Genomic DNA, 22,110 nt, shown 5'->3' with positions numbered 1-22,110 from the left:
CAAGCCCGCTCCCACAGTGGGAGCAACTGCCTTGCATCGACCATGAAGCCAGCTCCCGGTGGGAGCTGGCTTGCCCTGCGATCTGGCGCGAAGCGGCAGCTTGTCTCCACGCGGCGAGATCATTGTTGATGCCCGTGGCCAGACCAACCTGCCGGGTGTGTTTGCCGCTGGTGATGTGACCACGGTGCCCTACAAGCAAATCGTCATTGCGGTGGGCGAGGGTGCCAAGGCTTCGTTGGCAGCGTTCGATCACCTGATCCGGACTTCGGCGCCGGCCTGAAACATCGCGGGGCAAGCCCGCTCCCACAGTGGGAGCAACTGCCTTGCATCGACCATGAAGCCAGCTCCCGGTGGGAGCTGGCTTGTCCTGCGATCTGGCGCGAAGCGGCAGCCATTCAGTCGCTTCGGTATGTCAGTTGCCTTGCAAGCAGCTGTTTTTACGGCCGCTGCGCAGCCGATCGCGGGGCAAGGCCCGCTCCCACCGGACCTACCCTGCTGCTAGCGAAGCACATTCAAGCCAGCTGATCTCCGACACAGGCACGCCGGTATTCCCCAGGCGTCACCCCATAAGCCTGTTTGAACTGCCGGTTCAAATGGCTCTGATCCGAAAAGCCCAGAGCAAAGGCCACGTTGAACGGCAGGCAATCGTTCTTCAACAACTCCCGAGCGCGGCTCAAGCGCCGTTGTTTCAGCCAAGCGTGTGGCGGCAATCCAGTGGCCTGGCGAAACACCCGGGCAAAGTGGAACGGTGAAAGGTTGACCGCTGTCGCCAGCTCTTGCAGCGAGGGTGGGTAAGCCAGGCGACTGTCCATCAACTCTTTTGCCCGGGCCACGGCGCAGGGTTCGTTGCCAGGCTCACGCGGGCTAGCGATGCGCGCATGGCGGTGTACCAGCATCAATACCGCTTCACGCCAGGCACTTTGTTGTTCCAGCGCACTGGCACCCTGTTCGGCCAGGCAGTGCAACTGGATGAAGGCGTTGGCCAGTTGCGGGTCGTGCAGAACGCTGTCCTTGAAGCAGGGCAGGCCGTCGCGTTTGATCTCCAGTTCGTCCAGCACCCCGGTAATGCGCTCACCTTGTGGGTAGAGCCCCCGGTAACGCCAGCCTTGTTCATGCGCTTTGGCGCCAGTGTGTATCTCGTCAGGGTTGATCAACACCATGCTGCCCACTGGCGCCACATGCTCGCTGCCGCGATGCCAGAAGCGCTGAGCACCGGAGGTGATGAGGGTGATCGCATAGCCCTCATGCACATGCGGCGCAAAGCGTTGCTGGAAATACCGGGCGTGCAACATCTCGACATCCCCGAGTGCGGGCGCCTGCCAGAAGTGGGTCTGTTCTTGCGGTGCTGCGTTCATGGGCTGCCGTTCAACCACCAGCGAAAGACGAAAAAGAAAGCCATGCTCACCAGCATGCTGATCAAGGTGCTGCGGGTCAACAGCACCAGCACCACTGCGACGATTGATCCGAGCAGGTAGGGGTTGGTCAGGCTCAGGTCGAGTTGGTGGCCCGGCAGGAAAATGATCGGCCCGCAAATGGCGGTCAACATGCCCGGCACGGCAAAGCCGAGGAACTGTCGTGCGTTGGAACTCAGGCGCAGCGGCAGACGCGGTTCGATAAAGGCGTAACGGTTGAGAAACACCAGCAAGCCCATGCCGATAATCAAGGCAAAGATCATGAGCGGGCTCCGCTGAATTTCTGACAGATGAAGCCGGCGCTCATGCCCAGCAGGCCGGCCGCCACCAGGCCGGTGTCCCAGTGCCAGGCGCTGAACAGTACCGAGCTGAACAACGACACCGCCACACAGACAACCGTGGGCAGGTTGCGTACCAGCGGCGCGATCAGGGCCACGAAGGTGGCGACAATAGAGAAGTCCAGGCCCAACTGGTCGAGGTGCGGAATGTTCTGGCCAAGAATAATGCCGATCAGGGTGAACAGGTTCCAGGCAATGTAGAACGTCAGGCCTACGCCAAGTGCATACCAGCGGTTGAACTGTTGTTGGTCATATTGGCTGGTGAGGGCAAAGAATTCGTCGGTGAGCAAAAACCCCAGGCCCAACCGCCAGCGAGTCGGCAGCCCTGACAGTACCGGGCGCATCGACAGCCCGTAAAGCAAGTGCTGAGAGGTCAGTAGCAGGGTTGTCAGCAGGATCGAGAACAGGTTGGCTCCGCCCTTGAGCATGCCAATGGCAACCAGTTGTGCCGCGCCGGCGAAAACGATGGCCGACAACCCCTGGCCTTCCCAGGCGCTGAGGTTGGCTTCGATGGCCATTGAACCGGCAAGTAAGCCCCAGGGGGCGACCGCCAGGGACAACGGCGTAATGGCAATGGCGCCGCGGGTGAAGGCCTGGCGTGCGAAGGGTGGACTGGACATGGACGTCTGCAACAACTGGACAAGGTTGTACAGCATGCCAGAGCGGCGCGCGGGTGACTTGAACGATCTTGCTGTCCAGGCTCACCCGGCCTCAGTAAGCGGTCAGAGATGCTTGCTGAACAGACGCTGGCGCACGGCAAAGCAACCATTGAGATCAACCGCTTTTTGCCAGAGACGCTGGCGTTGATCGGGGTTGTCATTACCCTGCAAACGATAGATCTCGGCCAGGAAGTCGCGCTGGCGCCCCCACTGCAGGGCCAGCCCCTGGGGTTGTTCCGGGCTACACAGCAGGCGTTCTGCCGGTTGCGGGTAATAGGACGCGTAGCGGTTGGCAACGGCCTGGACGTGGTTGAGATTTTTGGCAAACGCTGCGCTTTGGCGGTAGTCCGTGCACCAGGCTTCGATCCCTAATGCCGCTGGCGCAAAGCCTTGCTCCAGGCTGGTTTGCAGCAGCGGGCAGGCGGCAGGTGGAATCTGCTCGGCCGGCAAATAGGTCATGTAATACAGCGCCAGGCGGTAGCGGGCCACGGGATGGTCCAACTCCACGGCTTTGTTGAGCAGACTCACGGCGGGCGCCAGCGGTCGCCCCAGCGCTTGGCCCTGTTGCGCCAGGTCTTGCTCGGTGGAGCTGGTCTTGAGGCTGAAGCTATTGACCTGTTGCTCGGCCTGTTCCAGCAACGTCAGGGCCTGGCGGTACAGCAGGTCGGCGTGGGGATCGATCCGCACTCCATCTGCCAAGGCGCAGCCAGGCACCAGTATGGCAAGCAGCATGGAACAGACGCGCACACGTCGCCGGGTAAAACCTCGAAAAAGGAGCGCTTTAAGGCTGGGCATCAAATGATTAACAACGCGGTGATGTTCAGGGTTCAATCCAACTGTCCATAGTGGGGGTCGAAGGGGCCTGGGCAAAGGCGGCCATTCTAACCTTTGTAGGACCGGTCTCGAAAGCCACGTAGATCAAGGCCAAAACGCCTGGAGATTGTAAAACAGGCCCATTACAGCGATCACTAGTAGCATCGCACCGCTGGTCAGGCTGATCAGGCGCTGATGCCGCGGGCTCGCCAGCGTTGTGGTCAGCAGAATGTAAGCACCCAGAATCGCCAGATCGATAATCACCCACACCAAGGAAAGCAGTAACAAGCTGTGACTGGTTTGTGCGGTGATCTGGATGAACTGGGGGAAGAAGGCCATGAAGAACAGGATGTCTTTCGGGTTCGACAAGCCGATGGTAAAGCCTTTCCACAGGCCACCCTGGGCACGGGCGCGGACCACGGTGTCGGCGTTCTGTGTCAGCGCCTGGCGCAGACTACCGATGGCCAGGTAGCCGATGAACAGGCAACCCACCACGCTGAGCGCTGTCAGCAAATGTGGGGCGATCACTGCGCTGGTCAGAATCAGGCTGGCGGCCAGGGCAATCAGTACCAACGAGGCCCCGTTGGTACCCAGCGCTGTTAATAGCGCCTGGCGGCGGCCTGCGTTGGCGGCGGTATTGACCACCAGGGCGACCACAGGGCCGGGGGTGGCAATCAGTAGCAGTACGGTGAGTGCGTAGGTCAACAGCAAGGCGGTGTTCATCAGCAGGCTCGGCAGCAGTCAGGTTGGCGGGCATTTTCGACAGCCCCTGCGACCTTGTAAAACGACTGTTGTTATGGCTTTCTATTAGTCTTACTCATGCTTCAGGTGGCCCATGTCCGAACGAATTCCTGCACTCCAGGCCTTGCGGGCTTTCGAGGTGGCGGCGCGCTACGGCTCCTTCACCCGGGCGGCCCAGGAGTTGGCACTGACTCAAGGGGCCATCAGCCACCACATCAAGACCCTCGAAGGTTTGTTTGATTGTGCGTTGTTTGAGCGCCGCGGCCCGAAACTGTCGTTGACCGCGTCCGGGCGGGTGCTGGCACAAGAGCTGAAAGTGGGTTTCAAGATCATCGACAATGCCTGTGCGCTGCTGAAAAAAGAGCGCAACAGTATTCGCCTCAAGGCCCCTTCAACCTTGACCACTCGTTGGCTGCTCGGGGTTCTGGACGGGTACCGTCAGTCCGGGCCGCCCAGTCATGTGCAATTGTCCAGTGTGTGGATGGACATCGACAGCGTCGACTTCTACAGCGAGCCTTATGACGCAGCGATTCTGCTGGCCGATGGGCGTTTTGCGGCTGATATCGACAGCCTCAAGCTGTTCGAGGAGTGGCTGCTACCGGTGTGTAGCCCTGACTACCAGCGGACACTCGCGCATGGGCTTGCCGGCCTGCAGGGCGGCGAGTACCTGCATTGCTCGGCAGACCGCCGTGACTGGCGGCGCTGGCTGGCGCGCCTGGGGGCGTCGCAGGCCGGGCTGGAGCGTGGTCAACTGTTCGACACACTGGATCAAGGTATGTCTGCGGCCCAGCAAGGCGCGGGGATTGCCGTGGTCGATCTGCTGCTGGCCCGTACTGAACTCGACGCCGGTCGGCTGGTGGCACCGATTCCTCAGGCGGTTGCAACCGGCGAGGGCTATTACCTGACCTGGCTGAAGTCCAGCCCTCAGGCCCGGCAGATCCAGGTGCTGGGTGAATACTTGCAGGCACGGGTGCAGCAACTGCCTGCCCAGGGGGTCGACTATTTATATGACTAATAGTCCATGCAGGTGATCGAGCGGCAGGGCGCTGGGGTAGAATCGCAGCATAGATCAGGTGCTTCAGAGGTTGCAGTGGTGGAGTTACAGCAGGGCTTTGTCCTGACCCGGCATTGGCGCGATACCCCGGCAGGGACGTGCGTCGAGTTCTGGCTGGCCACCGATCAAGGCCCGCGTCGCCTGCGTGTGCCGTTGCAAACCTCCGTAGCCTTTATCCCGGCGGCTCATCGTCAGCAGGCACAGACGGTGCTGCGGGGTGAGCGCGGGGTGGAACTGCGCCCCCTTGAGTTGCGCGATTTTGAACAGCGGCCGGTGTTGGGCCTGTACTGCCGCCAGCACCGCCAGTTGATGCAGCTGGAGAAACGCTTGCGGGCGGCTGGCGTGCAGGTTTACGAGGCCGACATTCGTCCGCCCGACCGTTACCTGATGGAGCGTTTCATCACCGCCCCGGTCAGCTTCAGTGGCACCACCGATGCGCAGGGCGTGGTTAATGACGCCCAGCTCAAACCGGCGCCTGATTTCCGGCCAACGCTGAAGCTGGTATCGCTGGACATCGAAACCACCGAGCGCGGCGAGCTGTATTCCATTGCCCTGGAGGGCTGCGGGCAGCGTCAGGTGTACATGCTCGGACCGGCCAATGGCGATGCCAGCGAGCTCGACTTCGCGCTTGAATATTGCGACAGCCGCGGGCAGTTGTTGGAGCGTTTGAACCAATGGCTGGTACGCCACGACCCGGACGCGATCATTGGCTGGAACCTGGTGCAGTTCGACTTGCGCGTGCTGCAGGCCCACGCCGAGCAGTTGAAGGTTGCGCTGTGTTTGGGGCGCGACGGGGAGCCGATGGAGTGGCGCGAGCATGGCAGTCGCGCGCACTTTTTTGCTGGGGCCAGTGGCCGCTTGATCATTGACGGCATCGAGGCGCTGCGTTCAGCGACCTGGAGCTTTCCCTCGTTCAGCCTGGAAAACGTCGCGCAAACCTTGCTCGGCGAAGGCAAAGCCATTGATACGCCGTATCAGCGCATGGACGAAATCAACCGCATGTTTGCCGAGGACAAGCCGGCGCTGGCGCGCTACAACCTCAAGGACTGCGAGCTGGTCACGCGTATTTTCGCCAAGACCGAGCTGCTGACTTTTCTGTTGGAACGGGCGACGGTGACTGGCCTGCCGGCGGATCGCAGTGGCGGCTCGGTTGCCGCGTTCGGTCATTTGTACATTCCGTTGATGCACCGCCGGGGCTTTGTCGCGCCCAACCAGGGGGAGCGCCCCGAGGAAGCGAGCCCCGGCGGCTTTGTCATGGACTCGCGGCCCGGTTTGTACGAGTCGGTGCTGGTGCTGGACTACAAGAGCCTGTACCCCTCGATCATCCGTACGTTTCTCATCGACCCGCTGGGCTTGGTCGAGGGCCTTCGTGAGCCGGGTGACGACACCTCGGTACCGGGGTTTCGCGGCGCGCGCTTTTCCCGCGTTCATCACTGCTTGCCGGCCATTGTCGAGCGCGTCTGGCAGGGGCGTGAAGCCGCCAAGCGTGAGAAAAACGCACCGTTGTCGCAGGCCTTGAAGATCATCATGAACGCCTTCTACGGCGTGTTGGGTTCCAGTGGCTGCCGTTTCTTTGATCCGCGCCTGGCTTCGTCGATCACGATGCGCGGCCACGAGATCATGCGGCGTACCCGCGAGCTGATCGAGGCGCAGGGGTATACGGTGATTTATGGCGACACCGACTCCACTTTTGTCTGGCTCAAAAGCGCCCACAGCGAGGCCGACGCCGACGTCATTGGCCGTCGCCTGGTGCAGCAGGTCAATCAATGGTGGCACGAGTATCTGCGCGACACCTACGCGCTGGATAGCGCCCTGGAGCTGCAATACGAGACGCACTACAAGCGCTTTCTGATGCCCACCATCCGCGGGGCCGAAGAAGGTAGCAAGAAACGCTATGCCGGCCTGGTGCAGCGTAGCGACGGACAGGATGAAATGGTCTTCAAGGGCCTGGAAAGTGTGCGTACCGATTGGTCGCCGTTGGCGCGGCAGTTTCAGCAGGAACTGTACGAGCGCATTTTCCGCAGGCAGCCGTACCAGGCTTATCTGCGCGAATATGTGCGTCAGACGCTGGCCGGGGAGCTGGATGAATTACTGGTCTACCGCAAGCGCTTGCGTCGCCCGCTGGCGGACTACCAACGTAACGTGCCACCGCATGTGCGGGCTGCTCGGATGGCCGACGACTTCAACCAGCGTCAGGGGCGGCCACGGCAATACCAGAATGGCGGCTGGATCAGCTATGTGATTACCGTGGCGGGCCCTGAGCCTCTGGAAACACGGCATTCAGCGATTGACTATGACCATTACCTGACCCGGCAACTGCAGCCGGTGGCCGACGCCATTTTGCCGTTTGTGGACGATGACTTCACCGCGCTGATCGACCGGCAAATGGGCCTGTTCTAGCGGGTCCCCTGTAGGAGCGGGCTTGCCCCGCGATGCGGTGTGATTGACAGGCCGCTATCGCGGGGCAAGCCCGCTCCTACCAGGAGTGACGTCAGTGACGCACCAGCCACAGCGCCACCATCAACCACGCCGCAGCCGCCAGCGCCGTCACGGTGCGCACATGGTTCCAGCGGTTCCAGCTCGGAACGTAGCGATGCCAGGCGGCAGTCGCTTCGCTGCTGGCTGGGTCGAGGCGTGCCAGGGCCTGATTTTTCGGCACGTTGAACAGCATCGTCACCACAATGTTGCCCACCAGGTACAGGGCGCTGCCAATCGCCATGCACAGGCTGCCGGGCAACGGCCAGCGTTGGTACGCCCAGGTCAGCAGCATGATGCTGGTCAGCGCAGTGCCCAGGAACAAGGCCAGGAACAAGCGGTTAAGCACCACCTTGTTGATGGACTGCATGGCCGTCACCGCGCTTTGTTCCGGGATACGTTCCAGAGCGGTCATGACGAAGTTGGAAAACGCGAAGAACAATCCGCCCATCAGGCCGCAACCCAGGGCAGTGGCCAGGATCAATAACAACAGCAGGGTATCGGCAATGCTCATGCTTCAGTCCTTTAGCGGCGGCAGTGGCAGGCGTGGCTGACAGCCATCAGCTATCCTCAGATTCAGATGTCAGCCTCTTCTGGACACGGTCAAGGCCTTACACGGAAATCGGAAGTTACCTTTGATCTGTCCACGGATTTCGTCCTGTAGTTTAGGCTCGCACCTCGGATCTTTCGTCGCGATCTGTAGTCTTTGAAGCATGGAATTTGAAGGAGATGCGCATGCTCGTACGGTCACTGACCCTTGCCACGTTAATGGCCATTGCCGGCCCCGTCCTTGCTGACGAGTCCCCCTTGAACCAGGACCTGTACAAGTCCCGCCCCCTGATCGTCATTGCGCCCAGCACCGCTGACCCAACCCTGCGTGGCCTGAACGAAGCGCTCAAAGACCCGTCCACGAAGAAAGAGTTCGATGATCGCGGCTTGGTGCTTTATAGCGTCGCCGCCATGGTTGGCAAGCGCGACGACAAGTTCCTTGACCAGCAGGCCACCATGGCCCTGATCCGCGAACTCAGCCTGGGCGCACGCAATGGCACCCAGGTCGTGTTAGTGGGCAAGGACGGCCAGAAGCATGAGATCAAGCATGAGGGCGCGGTAGAGCCCAAATCGATCTTTGCTGCCGTCGATGCCTTGCCGGCGGAAGAGAAAGCCATCGTTGCGCCCACCGTGGCCGAGAAGAAACAAGCCGAGGCCAAGCCTGCTGGCGATGCCAAATCCGGCAAACCGGCCAAGCCTGCTAAGCCTGCCGCACCGCCTAAACCGCTGGAAGACTGAGGTTGATCAGCGCCCGCGAGCGAAGTGCTCGATAGCCAGCACGTAGCCGTGGGTGCCGAAACCCGCCAGCACCGCTTTGGCCACCAGTGACACGTAAGAGTGGTGGCGGAACGCTTCCCGGCGATGCACATTGGAGATGTGCACTTCGATTACCGGTACTTCGGCGGCAATCAAGGCGTCGTGGATCGCCACTGAGGTGTGAGTCCAGGCGCCGGGATTGATGATAATGCCATCGACCCGGCCACGAGCCTGGTGAATCCAGTCAATCATCTGGCCTTCATGGTTGGTTTGCTGAAACTCCAGCATCAGTTGCAGGCGTTCGGCGGCCTGCTCGCACAGGCGCTGAAGGTCGGCCAGGGTTTCATGGCCATAGACGTCGGGCTGGCGCAGGCCAAGCATGTTCAGGTTGGGGCCGTTGAGCACAAGCAGGGTGGTCATCGAGACAAGGTTCCGTTCAGTGAGTCAGTCAGAGGGCTAAAGAGAGGCAGTGTCTATCGTCTGGCCGGTGAGCGCGGCCTGGCTGATGGCCTCGACGATCTGCAGGTTGCGCACGCCATCGCGTACCGTCACCAGTGACTGGGCTTCACCGCGGATCACCTGGCAGAAGTGCGTCAACTGACGCTGCAACGGATCGGCGGGCTCCAGGGCGGCGACAGCAGTGCTGAAGGGCTTCCACCAGGAGCGCTGGTCGCTGTCTGCGTAGTACTTCAGGCGCATGCTCGGGATCGACAGCGAACCACGGGTGCCAGCAATCACATAGCAGTCTTCATCGGCGTAGCTGGGGTAGTCGAGGTTTTCCCGGGCGGTCTGCTCCCAACTGCGCGCGCAGGCGGCGGTATCGGAAAGCAGAAACGTGCCGAGGGCACCACTGGCAAAGCGCAGGCTGATGGCCACGCTGTCTTCCACGGCAAAGCCGCGGGTGGCGTTGGACGCCTGGGCTTGCACGGCGACAATCTCGCCGCACAGCGAGCGCAGGTTACCGATCTCATGAATCATGTTGATCAACACGGGCCCACCACCGGGTTGGCGGCGCCAGGGGGCAGTGTCGAAATAGTCCGCTGGCTTGTAGAACAATGCACTGCCCATCACGGCCACCAGGTCACCCAGCAGGCCCTCGTAAATCAGCTCGCGAGCTTTGTCGAGAATCGTACTGTGCGCGCGGTGGTGACCTACCAGTAGCCGCGCCTGACGTTGTTCGGCAATCGCCAACAGCCGTTTGCCTTCTGCCAGGCTATGGGCCACCGGTTTTTCGATCAGTGCCGCGACATCGTGTTCGATACAGGCCAGTGCACCTTGCACATGCAGTTGATTCGGGGTGGCGAGGATGACGCCGTCCGGGCGTTGTGCGCTGAACAACTGCTCAAGCGAGGGATACACCGCGACACCGTGCTGGGCGCCCAGCGCTGCCGCGGCAGGCACAGGGTCAACCAGTGCGCACAGCTGGCAGTCGCGGCTGGCCTGGATCAGTTCAATGTGACGACGGCCGATCAGGCCGGCACCGGCGACGGCGATGCGTAAGGGGGTCATGGCACTCTCGTTGTTCTTGTGGGACAGAGCAGACCGCAGCGGCGGTTTTGTGAGAGGCTAATAAAAAACGCTGGGGAGATAATCGGGCCAAATGAAGAATCAGAATGCGCTCATAGCGAATAATGAATCGCTGCTGCGCGACCTGCAGTTATTCTGCGAGGTGGCCCGGCGCTCCAGTTTCATTGGCGCGGCCACCGAGATCGGCTTGTCGCCTGCCCACGTCAGCAAGCGCATCGCCACCCTGGAGTCCCTGCTGGGCGTGAAGCTGTTCAACCGCACCACGCGGCGGGTGAACATCACCAGCGATGGCGAAGCGGCGTTTGCCTGGGCGCAGAAAATCCTAGAAAACGTCGACTCGATGTTTGAGTCGCTGTCCGAGGCGCACAGCGAGCCACGTGGCACCCTGCGCATCAGTACCAGCCTGCGCCTGGGACGAGAGCATGTAGCGCCGATCCTGTCGCTGCTGCGTCATCGGCATCCGCAACTGGATATCTGGCTGGAGCTGATGGACCGCCGTGTGGACCTGATCGGCGAGAACTTCGACATTGATATTCGCGTGGGCGAAGTTCAGGAGAAGCACCTGATCGCCCACCGCATTGGGGAAAATAAACGGGTACTGGCGGCCAGCCCCGATTACCTGGCGCGACGAGGAACTGTGCGGGTTCCGGCTGAGTTGGCGCAGCACGATTGCCTGCTGTTTCGCAGCCGGGATGACCGCTTCGGCGTGTGGCGCCTGGTGGGGCCGCAGGGTGCTGAGACGGTCAAGGTCACCGGGCCCATGGCTGCTAACCACAGCGATATCGTTCGCCAGTGGGCGCTGGAGGGCCACGGCATCATCATGGCGTCTTACTGGGACGTGGTGGGCAATCTGCAAGACGGTTCATTCGTGCGGGTGCTGCCGGCTTATCACCAACCAGCGGATATCTGGGCGGTGACCGCAGCGCGGTCGGGCAGTTCGGCCAAGGTGCGCAGTTGCGTGGCGTTTTTGCGTGAACAACTGGCCGAGGGGCCTTATGCGTTAGCAGTGGGCGGGTAGCGGGAGGGCTTTGCAGGCCTGCTCCTGGCAGGGTTCCAGGAGCAGGGCGGGCAAAGGATCAATCGCCTGCCTGGGCCTGCAACAGCCACTGCCCCTCAACCTCGCGGGCCAGGCCGCTGGCCAGTAGCAAGGGCGCCAGGCGCTTGCGCAGTTCAGGCTCGACGAAGGCGCGCAGGGTGTCCATGTCCAGCGTACCCACCGTTGTCAGCTCGGCCTTGGTATACGACAACCAGGCTTTTTTCAGCACCAGCAGCACGTCACTGCCAGCGGTATTGGCAAAGCGGCGGTGCACGGTCTGGCCTTCAAGCACAAAGCTGTGCGCATGGGCGTAACCCGCTTCTTCACCAGTGCCAGCCAGGCAACGGCTGCAACGGCAAGCGCCGTCGCCGAAAGCATTGAGCAGGTAAGTGTTGAAATCCACCACGGGCTTGAGGCTCAGGCGCTTGTCGACTTCGAACAGGTCGGCGGTCAGGGGTTGTTCAGCGGTCAATGTGTTTTCCCGGAATAGTCTTGGTGGGGGCGCACAATACCAGTCTTTGCAGCCGCCGGATGTCGAAGTGCGCGGGATTTTTCCGTTTCACTCCATTACCCTAGGCGCCCGCGAGCGTCAGCAGACGCCGATCAATCCGTCGTTGGAGTTCAAGCATGTACAACTACACAGCCACCGTGACCGTCAGCGACGACCTGCACGAAGACGTCGAAGCAGTGGAGAACGTCGCCATTCGGGTCGGCCTGGAGGCCGTGACTGAAACCCTGAAGAAAGTGCATTTTGTCGGCACCCTGGCCGCGCCCGACAAAGCCACGCACATCTGTGTGACCCTGGACAACGGCCTGAGCTACTACGGCCCGATCGTCAACGGCCACGCCGAGCTGGAAGGCGGCTGGATCGCCTTTGAATGCGACATGCTTACACCGCAGGAGCTGGGCTTGTAATCACCGCCCCGCTGACCTCAAAAGGCGCGTAGCGCCGGCGTAGACGCAGACAAAAGCCCATGACCAATTCATGGGCTTTTGCGTTGTATGACGGTACTATCGGCAAGCTTTCCCTCTAATAACAGACAATCAGGAAGCTTATGAACAACCCCGTGTTATCCGTTCAGGAACTGGCCGCCCCCGAGGGCGTCTGCTATGGCTGCGGTTGCTCCCACCCAAGCGGTTTGCACCTGCAGAGCCATTGGGATGCCGACGGTATTCATCTGGTCTGCCGACATTCGCCCGACAGCACCTTTTTAGGCTGGCCCGGGCTGGTGTACGGCGGCCTGCTGGCCATGCTGGTTGACTGCCATTCCAACTGGGCCGCCATGGCCTATCACTACCGCGCCGAAGGGCGTGAGCCGGGCAGCTTGCCGCGCATCGACTGTGTGACCGGGCAACTCAACCTGACCTACCTCAAACCTACGCCCATGGGCGTCGAGCTGCTGCTCAAGGCACGGGTTGAGGGTGAGGTAGGGCGCAAGAGCCGAGTGATCTGTGAAGTCTGGGCTGGCGATGTGCTGACCGTGACCGCCGACTCGGTGTTCGTGCGGGTCGACACCGAGAAGCTCAAGCATAAAGCTCACGGTCAGGCCTGAAGGCGCGTCAGCGCAGTTTGTGCACCATTTGCCCCAGTACATCCAGCACGGCGCTGGCCAGTGCCTGTGAGCGCTGGCCATTCCAGCCCGTTGCTGGATCGGGCGCGTCGTTGTGGTCTTTGAACGGCATCTCCAGGGTCAGCGACAGGCAATCGTAAGCCTGGCCGACACTGTTGGCGCCCAAGGTCAGGTTGGCTTGGCCCGGGGCTGAGCGTGGGTAACCGTGCACTTGCTGGAAGTCGCGGGTGCGTGCGCACAAGTTATCGCGGAAGGTTTGTTCAAGTTCGGCCAGGCGCGGGGTGAAACCCGGGTTGCCTTCGCAGCCAGCGGTGAACACATGAGGAATTTCCTCGTCGCCATGCACGTCGAGGAACAGATCAACGCCGTGTTGCTTCATTTGCACCTGAGCAAACAGCACTTCCGGGCTCTTCTCGGTGCTTGCGCTCTGCCAGGCACGGTTGAGGTCCTGGCCGGCGGCATTGGTGCGCAAGTGGCCGCGCAACGCGCCATCGGGGTTCATGTTGGGGATCAGGTACAGGTTGGCCTGTTGCAGCAACGCTTGCACGGTGGCGTCGTTGCCTTGCAGGCGGTCGATCACGCCTTCCATGAACCATTCGGCCATGTGTTCGCCAGGATGTTGCTGGGCGATGATCCAGAGGTTGCGCTTGCCTACGGCGCCGTCACCAGCGCGTAGCAGCGGAATGTCACGGCCTTCCACGCTGCGACCGGTAGCCAGCAAGGTGACGCCAGGCAGTCCTTTGGCACGCTCGATCAGTTGATTGTGGCGGGCGCGCGGGTAGGGTTCGAAGTAGGCGAACCAGGCCTGTGGTTGCGCTGCGGTGAGTGAAAAGCTCAGGGCCTTGCCGTCAAACGCGGTGGGGATACGAAACCAGTGTTGCTGATCGTAAGAGGCGACCGCCTGGTAGCCCGTCCAGGCCTCGTTGTAGGACGACTGGCCGGCATTTTCCAGCACGAAGTCGTGGGTTTGGCCTGGGGTCAGGCCACTGGCTTTGAAGTGAAACCACTGAAAGTGGTCGCTCTGTGTATCGGGACGAATCGCCAGCCGTGTACGCCGGGGGTCACTGGCATCGTTGATGAGGATGTTGCCAGAATCAAAGTCGCAGTCGATGTGCAGAGGGGGCAGCGTCACAGTCATCACCAGGGTCCTGTAGAGTTGTTGTGACCCTCACTCTACACGTCTGGCTCAGGACCAGAAACCGATCGCTGCCAGTGCCGCAACGGCAAGGCCGATGGCCACCGAGCATCCGCCTATGGACAAGGCCGCACGCCCTTGGCGGTACCAGCCATCATGGCCCAGTTGCCGGGCCGGGGCCAGCAGTGTGCGCCAACGCAGCTCAGTGGCGTGGAAGGCTTCACGGTGCTCGGGGGCGGCGTCCAGCCAGCGGCGAAAGTCGATGCGCTCACTGGGGGTTACCAGCGGGCTTTGCAGGCGCACATACCATTGGCCGGCCCGGCTGGCCAGCGCGTCATGCTCTGCGCGAACGCTTTGCAGGGCCTGGTTCATGTGGCGTTCGACGGACAGTGCAGGCAGTTCCAGGCGCCGGGCAATGTCGGCAAAGCTCATTTGATCCAGGCGGCTGAGGAGGAACACCTGCTGCACGCGGCGTGGCAGCTTTTTCAGCTGTTTTAGCATGGCGTGGTCAGCCAGGTCCTGGGCGTGGGGGTGGTGCTCAAGGGGCAGCAACAGACGGGTCATGTACAAGCTCCTTGCTGGAAAAGGGGGAGAAGGGGGCATCGTCCTTGACGCGAGAAGAGATTAGCCGTAACGAGATTGATTCTCAAGTGCTATTTCTGCAAACGCGTGTGACGTGCTTCACCATGCGACATTCCTTTGCTATCATCGCGGCCATTCAAGCAACACCCGCCTTCATTAGCCTGAAGAGCCAAAAAAAAAGACCCGGCAAAAAGCCGGGTCAAAAACCGTGATTAGCCTGATGAGGAGATAATCTGAGAGTCCGACCTAAGGGCTTTCAGTTATCCAACCAGTCTCGCGACCAGTTGCGAGCAATAATAATCGTTATCATTTGCAAGTCAAATGAATTTTTCTTCCATTCCGTAAAAAACTTTTACTGAATGCGCTCCCCCGTTCCATCAACGGCTCTGCAGCCGTTGTTCTGGCGGCTTTCCAGGTTTTCCCTTCTGACGATTTAACTTCTCTGACGAGCGGCGGGCAGGTGTTCGAGCACCGTTTTGGCGATGTTGATCATGTGCACCACCGTTAACGCCAGGTCGCGGTGGATACCCTGCAAGCCGCTGGCCGACTCTTGTGCCGTGGCAGCAGCGCAGCGCAATAGCTGCGTGACATGTTCAGTGGCCTGAGTTTCATCAAGGCCTTCGCGAGGCACCAGCCAGCAGGCCAGCGCCGACTCGGCGGGCGGGGTGGGGTTCAAGTAAAAGTCCAGTGCACGCCGGGCGGCATCGCTGCTGCTGAGCGATTCGTTGTCCAGAGGAATGTCCTTGTCTGCGGGAAACTGCGTCATTCGGCTACCTGCCTTGTGGGTGAACAATCGAGTGTCGTGCGCGATGTTAATACGATTTGTAGTTATGGCTAATCTTTAAATACTACAATTTGTGTATTGAGCGCCGAAGGGCAGTCCGTATCGTGCCAGCCATGGATAATTGGACTGATCTGGTTAAAACCAGAATGCGTGAACTGAAGATCACGCAGGAAAACCTCGCCGAACGAATCGGTGTCACTCAAGGTGCTGTAGGCCATTGGCTGCGCGGTGAGCGAGAGCCAAAATTGCGGGTGCTCAACCAGATTCTGGTGGAAGTCGGGTTCCCGCCGTTGCGCATGGTCTACCCCCATCAGCTGCGCGAAGACAACAGCGCTTATGGTGAGAGCGCGTTTCCGGCCACGGTGACAGGCGCCGACGGCCAGCGGCACGAATTGTATTTTCGCTATCCGATACTCGCCTGGGACAGCCTCGACGAGGCCGCAGCGTCTGCAGCCGATCAATACCAGTCCAGCGACCACGCGGCGCTGGGGCGAGGCTTCTGGCTGCGTGTTGAAGGGGATGCGATGACCGCGCCGGTGGGCTGGAGTGTGCCGCAAGGCATGTTGATTCTGGTGGACACCGGTCACAGCGCGGCCCCCGGCAAGCTGCTGATTGCACGCTCGCCGGACAGCACTGCGACAGTCTTTCGCCAGTTGATCGAAGAGGGTGGCCAACGCTACCTCAAGCCGTTGAACCCGACTTATCCCAAGGCGCTGTTCACCGAGCAAACGCAAGTGCTCGGTGTCGTCGTACAGGCCTTGATGAAGTTCTGAGCTGTAGGAGCGGGCTTGCCCCGCGACGCGGTGTGTCAGGTACACCGCTATCGCGGGGCAAGCCCGCTCCTACAGGCGCCGGGTTTTATTCCTCTTCCAGTTCCACCAGCACAGCACCTTCGCTGACCATCTCACCTTCCTGGCAAAACAGCGCTTTGACGGTCCCGGTCTGTGGCGCACGGATGCTGTGTTCCATCTTCATGGCTTCGAGCACCACCAGCGGTGTACCGGCCTCAACCTGTTGGCCGACCTCCACCAGCACCCGCACGATACTGCCGTTCATGGGGGCGCTGAGGCCGCCTTGGTGGCTGTGGCTGGCATCGGCTTCGGCAATCGGGTCGTAAGGCGTGACTGCGTGCAGTTCGCCTTCCCATTGCAAGTACAGGGTATGGTCGCGGCGGATCGCCAAGTGCCGCTTGCGCATGCCTTCGGCTTCTACCTGCAAGTGTTCGCCTTGCAGTGTGAAGGGCGACGACGTGGCGTGCACCAGGCTCAAGGCCTGATTCTGACCGTTGCAGTTCAGGTGCAGGCTGACCTGTGCAGGTACCCCGGCCCGGAATCCGCTGTTGCTGGCCCACGGCGAGTGGCGGTCATCCAGGCGTGGTGTGCTCGGTTGGCTCTGGATAAAGGCCTCGCCGGCCGCTTGCCAGAACAACGCTGACAAAGGCTGCGCAGGTGGCAGCAGTTGCGCCTGGTAACGTGGAATGAAGCCGGTATCCAGTTCAGCTTCGGCAAACGCCGGGTGCGCCAGGATGCGCCGCAGGAAAGCAATGTTTGTCTTCACGCCGCCAATGGCGAATTCATCGAGCATGGCCAGCAAGCGCAGGCGCGCTTGTTCACGGGTTTCTCCCCAGGCAATCAGCTTGCCCAGCATCGGGTCGTAGAACGGCGAGACGTTGTCACCCTCACTGACCCCGCTGTCTACCCGACGGCCTTCCCCTGCTGCCGACTCGCGGTACAGCGTCAGGTGGCCGGTGGCAGGCAGAAAATCGTTGGCCGGGTCTTCGGCATACAAACGTACTTCAATGGCATGGCCGTTGAGCGGTACCTGATCCTGGGTGATCGGCAACGGTTCGCCACAGGCCACGCGAATCTGCCAGGCCACCAGGTCCAGCCCGGTAATGGCTTCGGTGACCGGGTGCTCAACTTGCAGGCGGGTGTTCATCTCCATGAAGAAGAACTCGCCGCGGGCATCGAGCAGAAACTCCACGGTGCCCGCGCCGACATAACCAATGGCCTGGGCGGCCTTGACCGCAGCTTCACCCATGGCCTGGCGCTGGACGATGCTCAGGCCTGGGGCAGGGGCCTCTTCGACGACTTTCTGGTGACGGCGCTGGATCGAGCAGTCACGTTCGTTGAGGTACAGGCAGTTGCCGTGTTGGTCGGCAAACACCTGGATTTCGACGTGGCGTGGCTTGAGTACGTATTTTTCCACCAGCATCCGCGCATCGCCGAACGACGACTGCGCTTCGCGCTGGGCGGAGGCCAGGGCTTCGGCCAGCTGGCTTTCGCTTTCAACCACCTTCATGCCCTTGCCGCCACCGCCAGCGGTGGCTTTGAGCAATACCGGGTAGCCGATCCGTTCAGCTGCCGCGCGGAAGGTTTCCAGGTCTTGCGCTTCGCCGTGATAACCCGGCACCAGCGGTACACCGGCTTGTTCCATCAAGGCCTTGGCTGCCGATTTGCTGCCCATGGCGTCAATGGCGCTGGCCGGTGGGCCGAGGAAAATCAACCCGGCCTCTTCGATGGCGCGGGCAAAGCCTGCGTTTTCGGAGAGGAACCCGTAGCCGGGGTGAATCGCCTGGGCACCGCTGGCCTTGGCCGCTGCCAGCAGCTTGTCGATATCCAGATAGCTTTCAGCGGCCTTGGCGCCGCCCAGATCAACGCGGATATCGGCTTCGCGGCTGTGTCGGGCATCACGGTCAATGGCGCTGTGTACGGCAACCGTGGTCAGGCCCAGGGATTTGGCGGTGCGCATGACGCGGCAGGCGATTTCGCCACGGTTGGCAACCAGCAGGGTGGTCAACGGGGTGTGGGTCATGAGCGCGGCTCCTTGTTCGACGGTTCGGCCTGCCAGGCCGGGCTGCGTTTTTCCAGAAAAGCGCGCAAACCTTCCTGGCCCTCGGGACTGACGCGGATACGGGCAATGGCGTTCTCGCAATAACGGCGCAATGCCGGGGTCAGTTCACCGTGGCCGACTTCGCGCAGCAGTTCTTTACTGGCACGCATGGCTTGTGGGCTGTTGAGTAGCAGGTTGTCGATCCACTGTTCGACCGCTTGTTCCAGCTCGGCGGCTGGGTACGCCTCGGCCAGCAGGCCCAGCTCGCGGGCGCGCTCGCCGCTGAAACGCTCGGCAGTGATGGCGTAGCGACGGGCTGCTCGTTCGCCCATGGCCTGTACCACGAACGGGCTGATAACCGCAGGGGCCAGGCCGATGCGTACTTCCGACAGGCATAACTGCGCGTCGGTGCTGCCAATGGCCATGTCGCAGCAGCTGATAAGGCCCAGGGCGCCGCCGAAGGCTGCCCCCTGAACCACCGCCAGGGTCGGCACTTTGAGCTTGGCCAGGTTGTACATCAGCTCGGCCAGCTCGCGGGCATCGTCCAGGTTGCTGCTGTAGTCCAGTGCCGCAGATTGCTGCATCCAGGCCAGGTCGGCGCCAGCGCTGAAGTGCCGGCCGCGGCCGCGCAGCAGAACGAAGCGCAGGCTGGTGTCAGCGCCGATCTGGTCGATGGCCAGAATCAGCTCGCGGATCATCTGGGCATTGAAGGCGTTGTTTTTTGCTTCCCGGCTCAGCCACAAGGTGGCGAAACCACGGGGGTCCTTGATCAGCTCAAGGGTAGTGAAGTCGCTCATGGTCACATCCGGAAAATGCCGAAACGGCTTGGTTCAATCGGTGCGTTCAAGGCAGCGGATAACGCCAGGCCAAGCACCTCGCGGGTTTGAGCCGGGTCAATGACGCCGTCATCCCACAAACGGGCGCTGGAGTAGTAAGGGTGGCCCTGGTGTTCGTACTGGTCGAGAATCGGCTGCTTGAGCCGGGCTTCGTCTTCGGCGCTGAACGGGTGGCCGCTGCGTTCGCTTTGCTCGCGCTTGACCTGCGCCAGTACACCGGCAGCCTGTTCGGCACCCATCACACCGATCCGTGCGTTCGGCCACATCCACAGGAAGCGTGGGTCGTAGGCACGGCCACACATGCCGTAGTTTCCGGCACCGAAGCTGCCGCCGATGATCACCGTGAACTTCGGCACCTGGGCGCAGGCCACGGCGGTCACCAGCTTGGCGCCATGCTTGGCAATACCGCCAGCTTCGTACTTTTGCCCGACCATGAAACCGGTGATGTTCTGCAGGAACAGCAGCGGAATGCCACGCTGGCAAGCCAATTCAATGAAGTGCGCGCCTTTTTGCGCGGCTTCGGCGAACAGAATGCCGTTGTTAGCCAGGATCGCGATCGGATACCCGTGCAGGTGGGCAAAGCCACACACCAGGGTGGTGCCGAACAGCGCTTTGAATTCATCGAATACCGAACCGTCGACCAGGCGGGCGATGACTTCACGCACATCAAAGGGTTGCTTGGCGTCGGCGGGTACCACACCGTACAACTCCTGTGCGTCGTACAGCGGGGCAATCGGGGTTTGCTGGGCCAGTTTGCCTTGTTTGTGCCAGTTGAGGTTGGCTACGCAGCGTCGGGCGATGGCCAGGGCATGCTCGTCGTTGTCAGCGTAATGGTCGGCAACACCACTGGTTTTACAGTGCACATCGGCACCCCCCAGGTCTTCGGCGCTGACCACTTCACCGGTAGCGGCTTTGACCAGCGGCGGGCCGGCGAGAAAAATGGTGGCTTGCTGACGGACCATGATCGCTTCATCGGCCATGGCTGGCACATACGCGCCACCCGCCGTGCACGAGCCCATGACCACAGCGATCTGAGCAATGCCCAGGGCGCTCATGTTGGCCTGGTTGAAGAAGATCCGCCCGAAGTGTTCGCGATCCGGGAACACTTCATCCTGACGCGGCAGGTTAGCGCCACCGGAGTCCACCAGGTACACACAGGGCAGGCGGTTCTGCAGGGCGATGGCTTGGGCGCGCAGGTGCTTTTTCACTGTCAGCGGGTAGTAGGAGCCGCCTTTGACCGTAGCGTCGTTGGCTACGATCATGCACTCGACACCTTCGATCCGGCCGATGCCGGCGATTACGCCGGCGGCTGGAACATCTTCGCCATACACCTCATGAGCCGCCAGCTGGCCGATCTCCAGAAAGGGTGAACCAGGATCGAGCAGGCGGTCGATACGGTCACGCGGCAGCAGTTTGCCGCGCGAAGTGTGGCGCTCCTGGGCCTTGTGGCCGCCACCTTGATGGACCTTGGCCAGCAAAGTGCGCAGGGCCTGGACCTGTTCAAGCATGGCCGCATGATTGAGCGCGAACTCTGGTGCGCGGGGATTTAACTGAGATTTCAGAATCATCGTGGCTCCTGGCGCAGCTTCAAGCGGCATGCTTCAAGCTGCAAGAGTAAGTCGGCGTATCGGCAGCTTGTGGCTTATCGCTTGCCGCTTATCGCTCTCGCGCTCAGCGAGTTTCGTTGAACAGTTCGCGGCCGATCAGCATCCGGCGGATTTCGCTGGTGCCGGCACCGATTTCGTAGAGCTTGGCGTCGCGCAGCAAGCGGCCAGCCGGGAATTCGTTGATGTAGCCGTTGCCACCGAGGATCTGGATGGCTTCCAGGGCCATCTGGGTTGCGCGCTCAGCGGTGTAGAGGATCACCCCGGCGGCATCTTTACGGGTGGTTTCGGCACGGTCACAGGCCTGGGCCACGGCGTACAGGTAAGCACGGCTGGCGTTGAGCTGGGTGTACATGTCGGCGATCTTGCCCTGGATCAGCTGGAATTCACCGATGCTCTGGCCGAACTGCTTGCGGTCGTGAATATAAGGCACCACCAGATCCATACAGGCCTGCATGATCCCGGTCGGGCCGCCGGAGAGCACTACGCGCTCGTAGTCCAGGCCGCTCATCAGCACCTTCACACCGCCGTTGAGCGCACCGAGGATGTTCTCCTTGGGCACTTCGACGTTGTCGAAGAACAGCTCGCAGGTGTTGGAGCCGCGCATGCCCAGTTTGTCGAACTTGTTGCTGCGGCTGAAGCCTTTCCAGTCACGTTCGACGATGAACGCGGTGATACCGTGCGGGCCTTTGTCCAGGTCGGTTTTGGCGTAGATCACATAGGTGTTGGCGTCGGGGCCGTTGGTGATCCAGGTTTTGCTGCCGTTAAGGACGAAATGGTCACCGCGTTCTTCGGCACGCAGCTTCATCGAGACCACGTCGGAACCGGCGTTCGGTTCGCTCATGGCCAGGGCGCCGATGTGCTCGCCGCTGATCAACTTAGGCAGGTATTTGGCTTTCTGTTCGGCATTGCCGTTGCGGTTGATCTGGTTGACGCACAGGTTGGAATGGGCGCCGTAGGAGAGGGCAACCGAAGCGGAACCACGGCTGATTTCTTCCATGGCCACCACGTGGGCCAGGTAGCCCAGGCCCGTGCCGCCGTATTCTTCGCTGACGGTGATACCGAGCAAACCCATGTCGCCGAATTTGCGCCACATGTCGGCGGGGAACAGGTTGTCCTGGTCGATCTGTGCAGCGCGCGGTGCCAGCTCTGCAGCAACAAACGACTGCACCTGGTCACGAAGCATGTCGATGGTTTCGCCCAGGGCGAAGTTCAGGGTTGGATAATGCATGCGGGCACCTTTTGTGTTTGTTCTTGGAATTTATCGCGGGGCAAGCCCGCTCCTACAGGTTTCGCGCTGTGGGAGCGGGCTTGCCCCGCGATCAGCTATCACCTTTACGTTAACGTAAACCTGAGGCTGATAACTGTCAATCGCATCATGACCTTTACGTTAACGTAAATATGCG

Annotated in this window: 23 protein-coding genes and 1 pseudogene; 8 read left to right on the top strand and 16 right to left on the bottom strand. The window is 61.2% G+C overall.

Annotation, left to right across the window (positions count from 1 at the left end):
- Positions 1–82 precede the first annotated feature (82 nt).
- A pseudogene (locus tag E1573_RS15210) lies at positions 83–280 on the top strand (FAD-dependent oxidoreductase); the annotation flags it as partial.
- A gap of 232 nt (positions 281–512) precedes the next feature.
- Here E1573_RS15210 and E1573_RS15205 read toward each other — a convergent pair.
- The 5 genes from E1573_RS15205 to E1573_RS15185 form a co-directional block, all read right to left on the bottom strand.
- Positions 513–1,355, bottom strand: a complete 843-nt coding sequence (locus E1573_RS15205; RefSeq protein ID WP_133215066.1) for an AraC family transcriptional regulator — start codon at positions 1,353–1,355, stop codon at positions 513–515.
- Complete coding sequence (locus tag E1573_RS15200) at positions 1,352–1,675, bottom strand: AzlD domain-containing protein (protein ID WP_133215064.1); 324 nt, start codon at positions 1,673–1,675, stop codon at positions 1,352–1,354. The genes E1573_RS15205 and E1573_RS15200 overlap by 4 nt, the downstream gene beginning before the upstream one ends.
- Positions 1,672–2,370, bottom strand: a complete 699-nt coding sequence (locus tag E1573_RS15195) for an AzlC family ABC transporter permease (protein WP_133215062.1) — start codon at positions 2,368–2,370, stop codon at positions 1,672–1,674. Before E1573_RS15195 ends, E1573_RS15200 begins: the two co-directional genes overlap by 4 nt.
- A gap of 102 nt (positions 2,371–2,472) precedes the next feature.
- Positions 2,473–3,141 carry a sel1 repeat family protein gene (locus tag E1573_RS15190; protein ID WP_133215060.1) on the bottom strand — a complete coding sequence of 223 codons (669 nt, stop codon included), beginning with the start codon at positions 3,139–3,141 and terminating at the stop codon, positions 2,473–2,475.
- A 186-nt stretch (positions 3,142–3,327) separates the two neighbouring features.
- Entirely contained in the window at positions 3,328–3,945 is a 618-nt protein-coding gene (locus tag E1573_RS15185; RefSeq protein WP_133215058.1) for a LysE family translocator, read from the bottom strand.
- Positions 3,946–4,057: 112 nt separating this feature from the next.
- Here E1573_RS15185 and E1573_RS15180 point away from each other — a divergent pair, with 112 nt between their 5' ends.
- Together E1573_RS15180 and E1573_RS15175 are read left to right on the top strand one after the other, a co-directional pair.
- Positions 4,058–4,978, top strand: coding sequence for a LysR substrate-binding domain-containing protein (locus tag E1573_RS15180; protein ID WP_133215056.1), 921 nt, complete (start codon positions 4,058–4,060; stop codon positions 4,976–4,978).
- Between the two features lie 78 nt (positions 4,979–5,056).
- Positions 5,057–7,417 (top strand): DNA polymerase II, encoded by a 2,361-nt coding sequence (locus tag E1573_RS15175; RefSeq protein ID WP_133215054.1) that lies wholly within the window; start codon positions 5,057–5,059, stop codon positions 7,415–7,417.
- A gap of 91 nt (positions 7,418–7,508) precedes the next feature.
- On the opposite strand, the gene E1573_RS15170 is transcribed toward E1573_RS15175, so the two are convergent.
- Positions 7,509–8,006 (bottom strand): DUF1772 domain-containing protein, encoded by a 498-nt coding sequence (locus E1573_RS15170; protein WP_133215052.1) that lies wholly within the window; start codon positions 8,004–8,006, stop codon positions 7,509–7,511.
- A 221-nt stretch (positions 8,007–8,227) separates the two neighbouring features.
- Between E1573_RS15170 and E1573_RS15165 the strand changes: the two genes are divergently transcribed.
- Positions 8,228–8,779 (top strand): DUF4174 domain-containing protein, encoded by a 552-nt coding sequence (locus E1573_RS15165; protein WP_133215050.1) that lies wholly within the window; start codon positions 8,228–8,230, stop codon positions 8,777–8,779.
- A 6-nt stretch (positions 8,780–8,785) separates the two neighbouring features.
- Here E1573_RS15165 and aroQ read toward each other — a convergent pair whose 3' ends face one another.
- Positions 8,786–9,217, bottom strand: coding sequence for a type II 3-dehydroquinate dehydratase (gene aroQ, locus E1573_RS15160; RefSeq protein ID WP_133215048.1), 432 nt, complete (start codon positions 9,215–9,217; stop codon positions 8,786–8,788).
- Positions 9,218–9,253: 36 nt separating this feature from the next.
- Positions 9,254–10,306 carry a Gfo/Idh/MocA family protein gene (locus E1573_RS15155; RefSeq protein WP_133215046.1) on the bottom strand — a complete coding sequence of 351 codons (1,053 nt, stop codon included), beginning with the start codon at positions 10,304–10,306 and terminating at the stop codon, positions 9,254–9,256.
- 91 nt (positions 10,307–10,397) lie between these two features.
- Here E1573_RS15155 and E1573_RS15150 point away from each other — a divergent pair, with 91 nt between their 5' ends.
- Positions 10,398–11,342, top strand: coding sequence for a LysR family transcriptional regulator (locus tag E1573_RS15150; RefSeq protein WP_133215044.1), 945 nt, complete (start codon positions 10,398–10,400; stop codon positions 11,340–11,342).
- Between the two features lie 58 nt (positions 11,343–11,400).
- Here the strand turns inward: E1573_RS15150 and E1573_RS15145 are convergent, their stop codons facing one another.
- Positions 11,401–11,832 (bottom strand): hypothetical protein, encoded by a 432-nt coding sequence (locus E1573_RS15145; protein WP_133215042.1) that lies wholly within the window; start codon positions 11,830–11,832, stop codon positions 11,401–11,403.
- Positions 11,833–11,987: 155 nt separating this feature from the next.
- Here E1573_RS15145 and E1573_RS15140 point away from each other — a divergent pair, with 155 nt between their 5' ends.
- Complete coding sequence (locus tag E1573_RS15140) at positions 11,988–12,275, top strand: hypothetical protein (protein ID WP_128325072.1); 288 nt, start codon at positions 11,988–11,990, stop codon at positions 12,273–12,275.
- Positions 12,276–12,415: 140 nt separating this feature from the next.
- Positions 12,416–12,913: a PaaI family thioesterase gene (locus tag E1573_RS15135; RefSeq protein WP_133215040.1), complete on the top strand. Its 498-nt coding sequence runs from the start codon at positions 12,416–12,418 to the stop codon at positions 12,911–12,913.
- A gap of 7 nt (positions 12,914–12,920) precedes the next feature.
- On the opposite strand, the gene E1573_RS15130 is transcribed toward E1573_RS15135, so the two are convergent.
- The 3 genes from E1573_RS15130 to E1573_RS15115 form a co-directional block, all read right to left on the bottom strand.
- Positions 12,921–14,069: a M14-type cytosolic carboxypeptidase gene (locus E1573_RS15130; protein ID WP_133215038.1), complete on the bottom strand. Its 1,149-nt coding sequence runs from the start codon at positions 14,067–14,069 to the stop codon at positions 12,921–12,923.
- Positions 14,070–14,117: 48 nt separating this feature from the next.
- Entirely contained in the window at positions 14,118–14,630 is a 513-nt protein-coding gene (locus tag E1573_RS15125) for a DUF4880 domain-containing protein (RefSeq protein WP_133215036.1), read from the bottom strand.
- 451 nt (positions 14,631–15,081) lie between these two features.
- Positions 15,082–15,414 (bottom strand): DUF6124 family protein, encoded by a 333-nt coding sequence (locus tag E1573_RS15115; RefSeq protein WP_133215032.1) that lies wholly within the window; start codon positions 15,412–15,414, stop codon positions 15,082–15,084.
- A 131-nt stretch (positions 15,415–15,545) separates the two neighbouring features.
- Between E1573_RS15115 and E1573_RS15110 the strand changes: the two genes are divergently transcribed.
- Entirely contained in the window at positions 15,546–16,205 is a 660-nt protein-coding gene (locus E1573_RS15110; protein WP_133215030.1) for a S24 family peptidase, read from the top strand.
- A gap of 85 nt (positions 16,206–16,290) precedes the next feature.
- Here E1573_RS15110 and E1573_RS15105 read toward each other — a convergent pair whose 3' ends face one another.
- The 4 genes from E1573_RS15105 to E1573_RS15090 all read right to left on the bottom strand — a co-directional run bounded on the left by E1573_RS15105 (position 16,291) and on the right by E1573_RS15090 (position 21,935).
- Positions 16,291–18,246, bottom strand: a complete 1,956-nt coding sequence (locus E1573_RS15105; protein ID WP_133215028.1) for an acetyl/propionyl/methylcrotonyl-CoA carboxylase subunit alpha — start codon at positions 18,244–18,246, stop codon at positions 16,291–16,293.
- Complete coding sequence (locus E1573_RS15100) at positions 18,243–19,061, bottom strand: gamma-carboxygeranoyl-CoA hydratase (protein WP_133215026.1); 819 nt, start codon at positions 19,059–19,061, stop codon at positions 18,243–18,245. The genes E1573_RS15105 and E1573_RS15100 overlap by 4 nt, the downstream gene beginning before the upstream one ends.
- 2 nt (positions 19,062–19,063) lie before the next feature.
- Positions 19,064–20,668, bottom strand: a complete 1,605-nt coding sequence (locus E1573_RS15095) for a carboxyl transferase domain-containing protein (protein WP_133215024.1) — start codon at positions 20,666–20,668, stop codon at positions 19,064–19,066.
- A 103-nt stretch (positions 20,669–20,771) separates the two neighbouring features.
- Positions 20,772–21,935, bottom strand: a complete 1,164-nt coding sequence (locus tag E1573_RS15090) for an isovaleryl-CoA dehydrogenase (protein WP_133215022.1) — start codon at positions 21,933–21,935, stop codon at positions 20,772–20,774.
- Between the last annotated feature and the right edge of the window lie 175 nt (positions 21,936–22,110).

Origin of the sequence: Pseudomonas sp. H9 (assembly GCF_004353925.1) — a bacterium.
In the GTDB taxonomy this organism is placed as follows: Bacteria; Pseudomonadota; Gammaproteobacteria; order Pseudomonadales; family Pseudomonadaceae; genus Aquipseudomonas.
The sequence above is the reverse complement of the archived record's forward strand: the minus strand, read 5'-3'. Positions and strand labels throughout refer to the sequence as shown.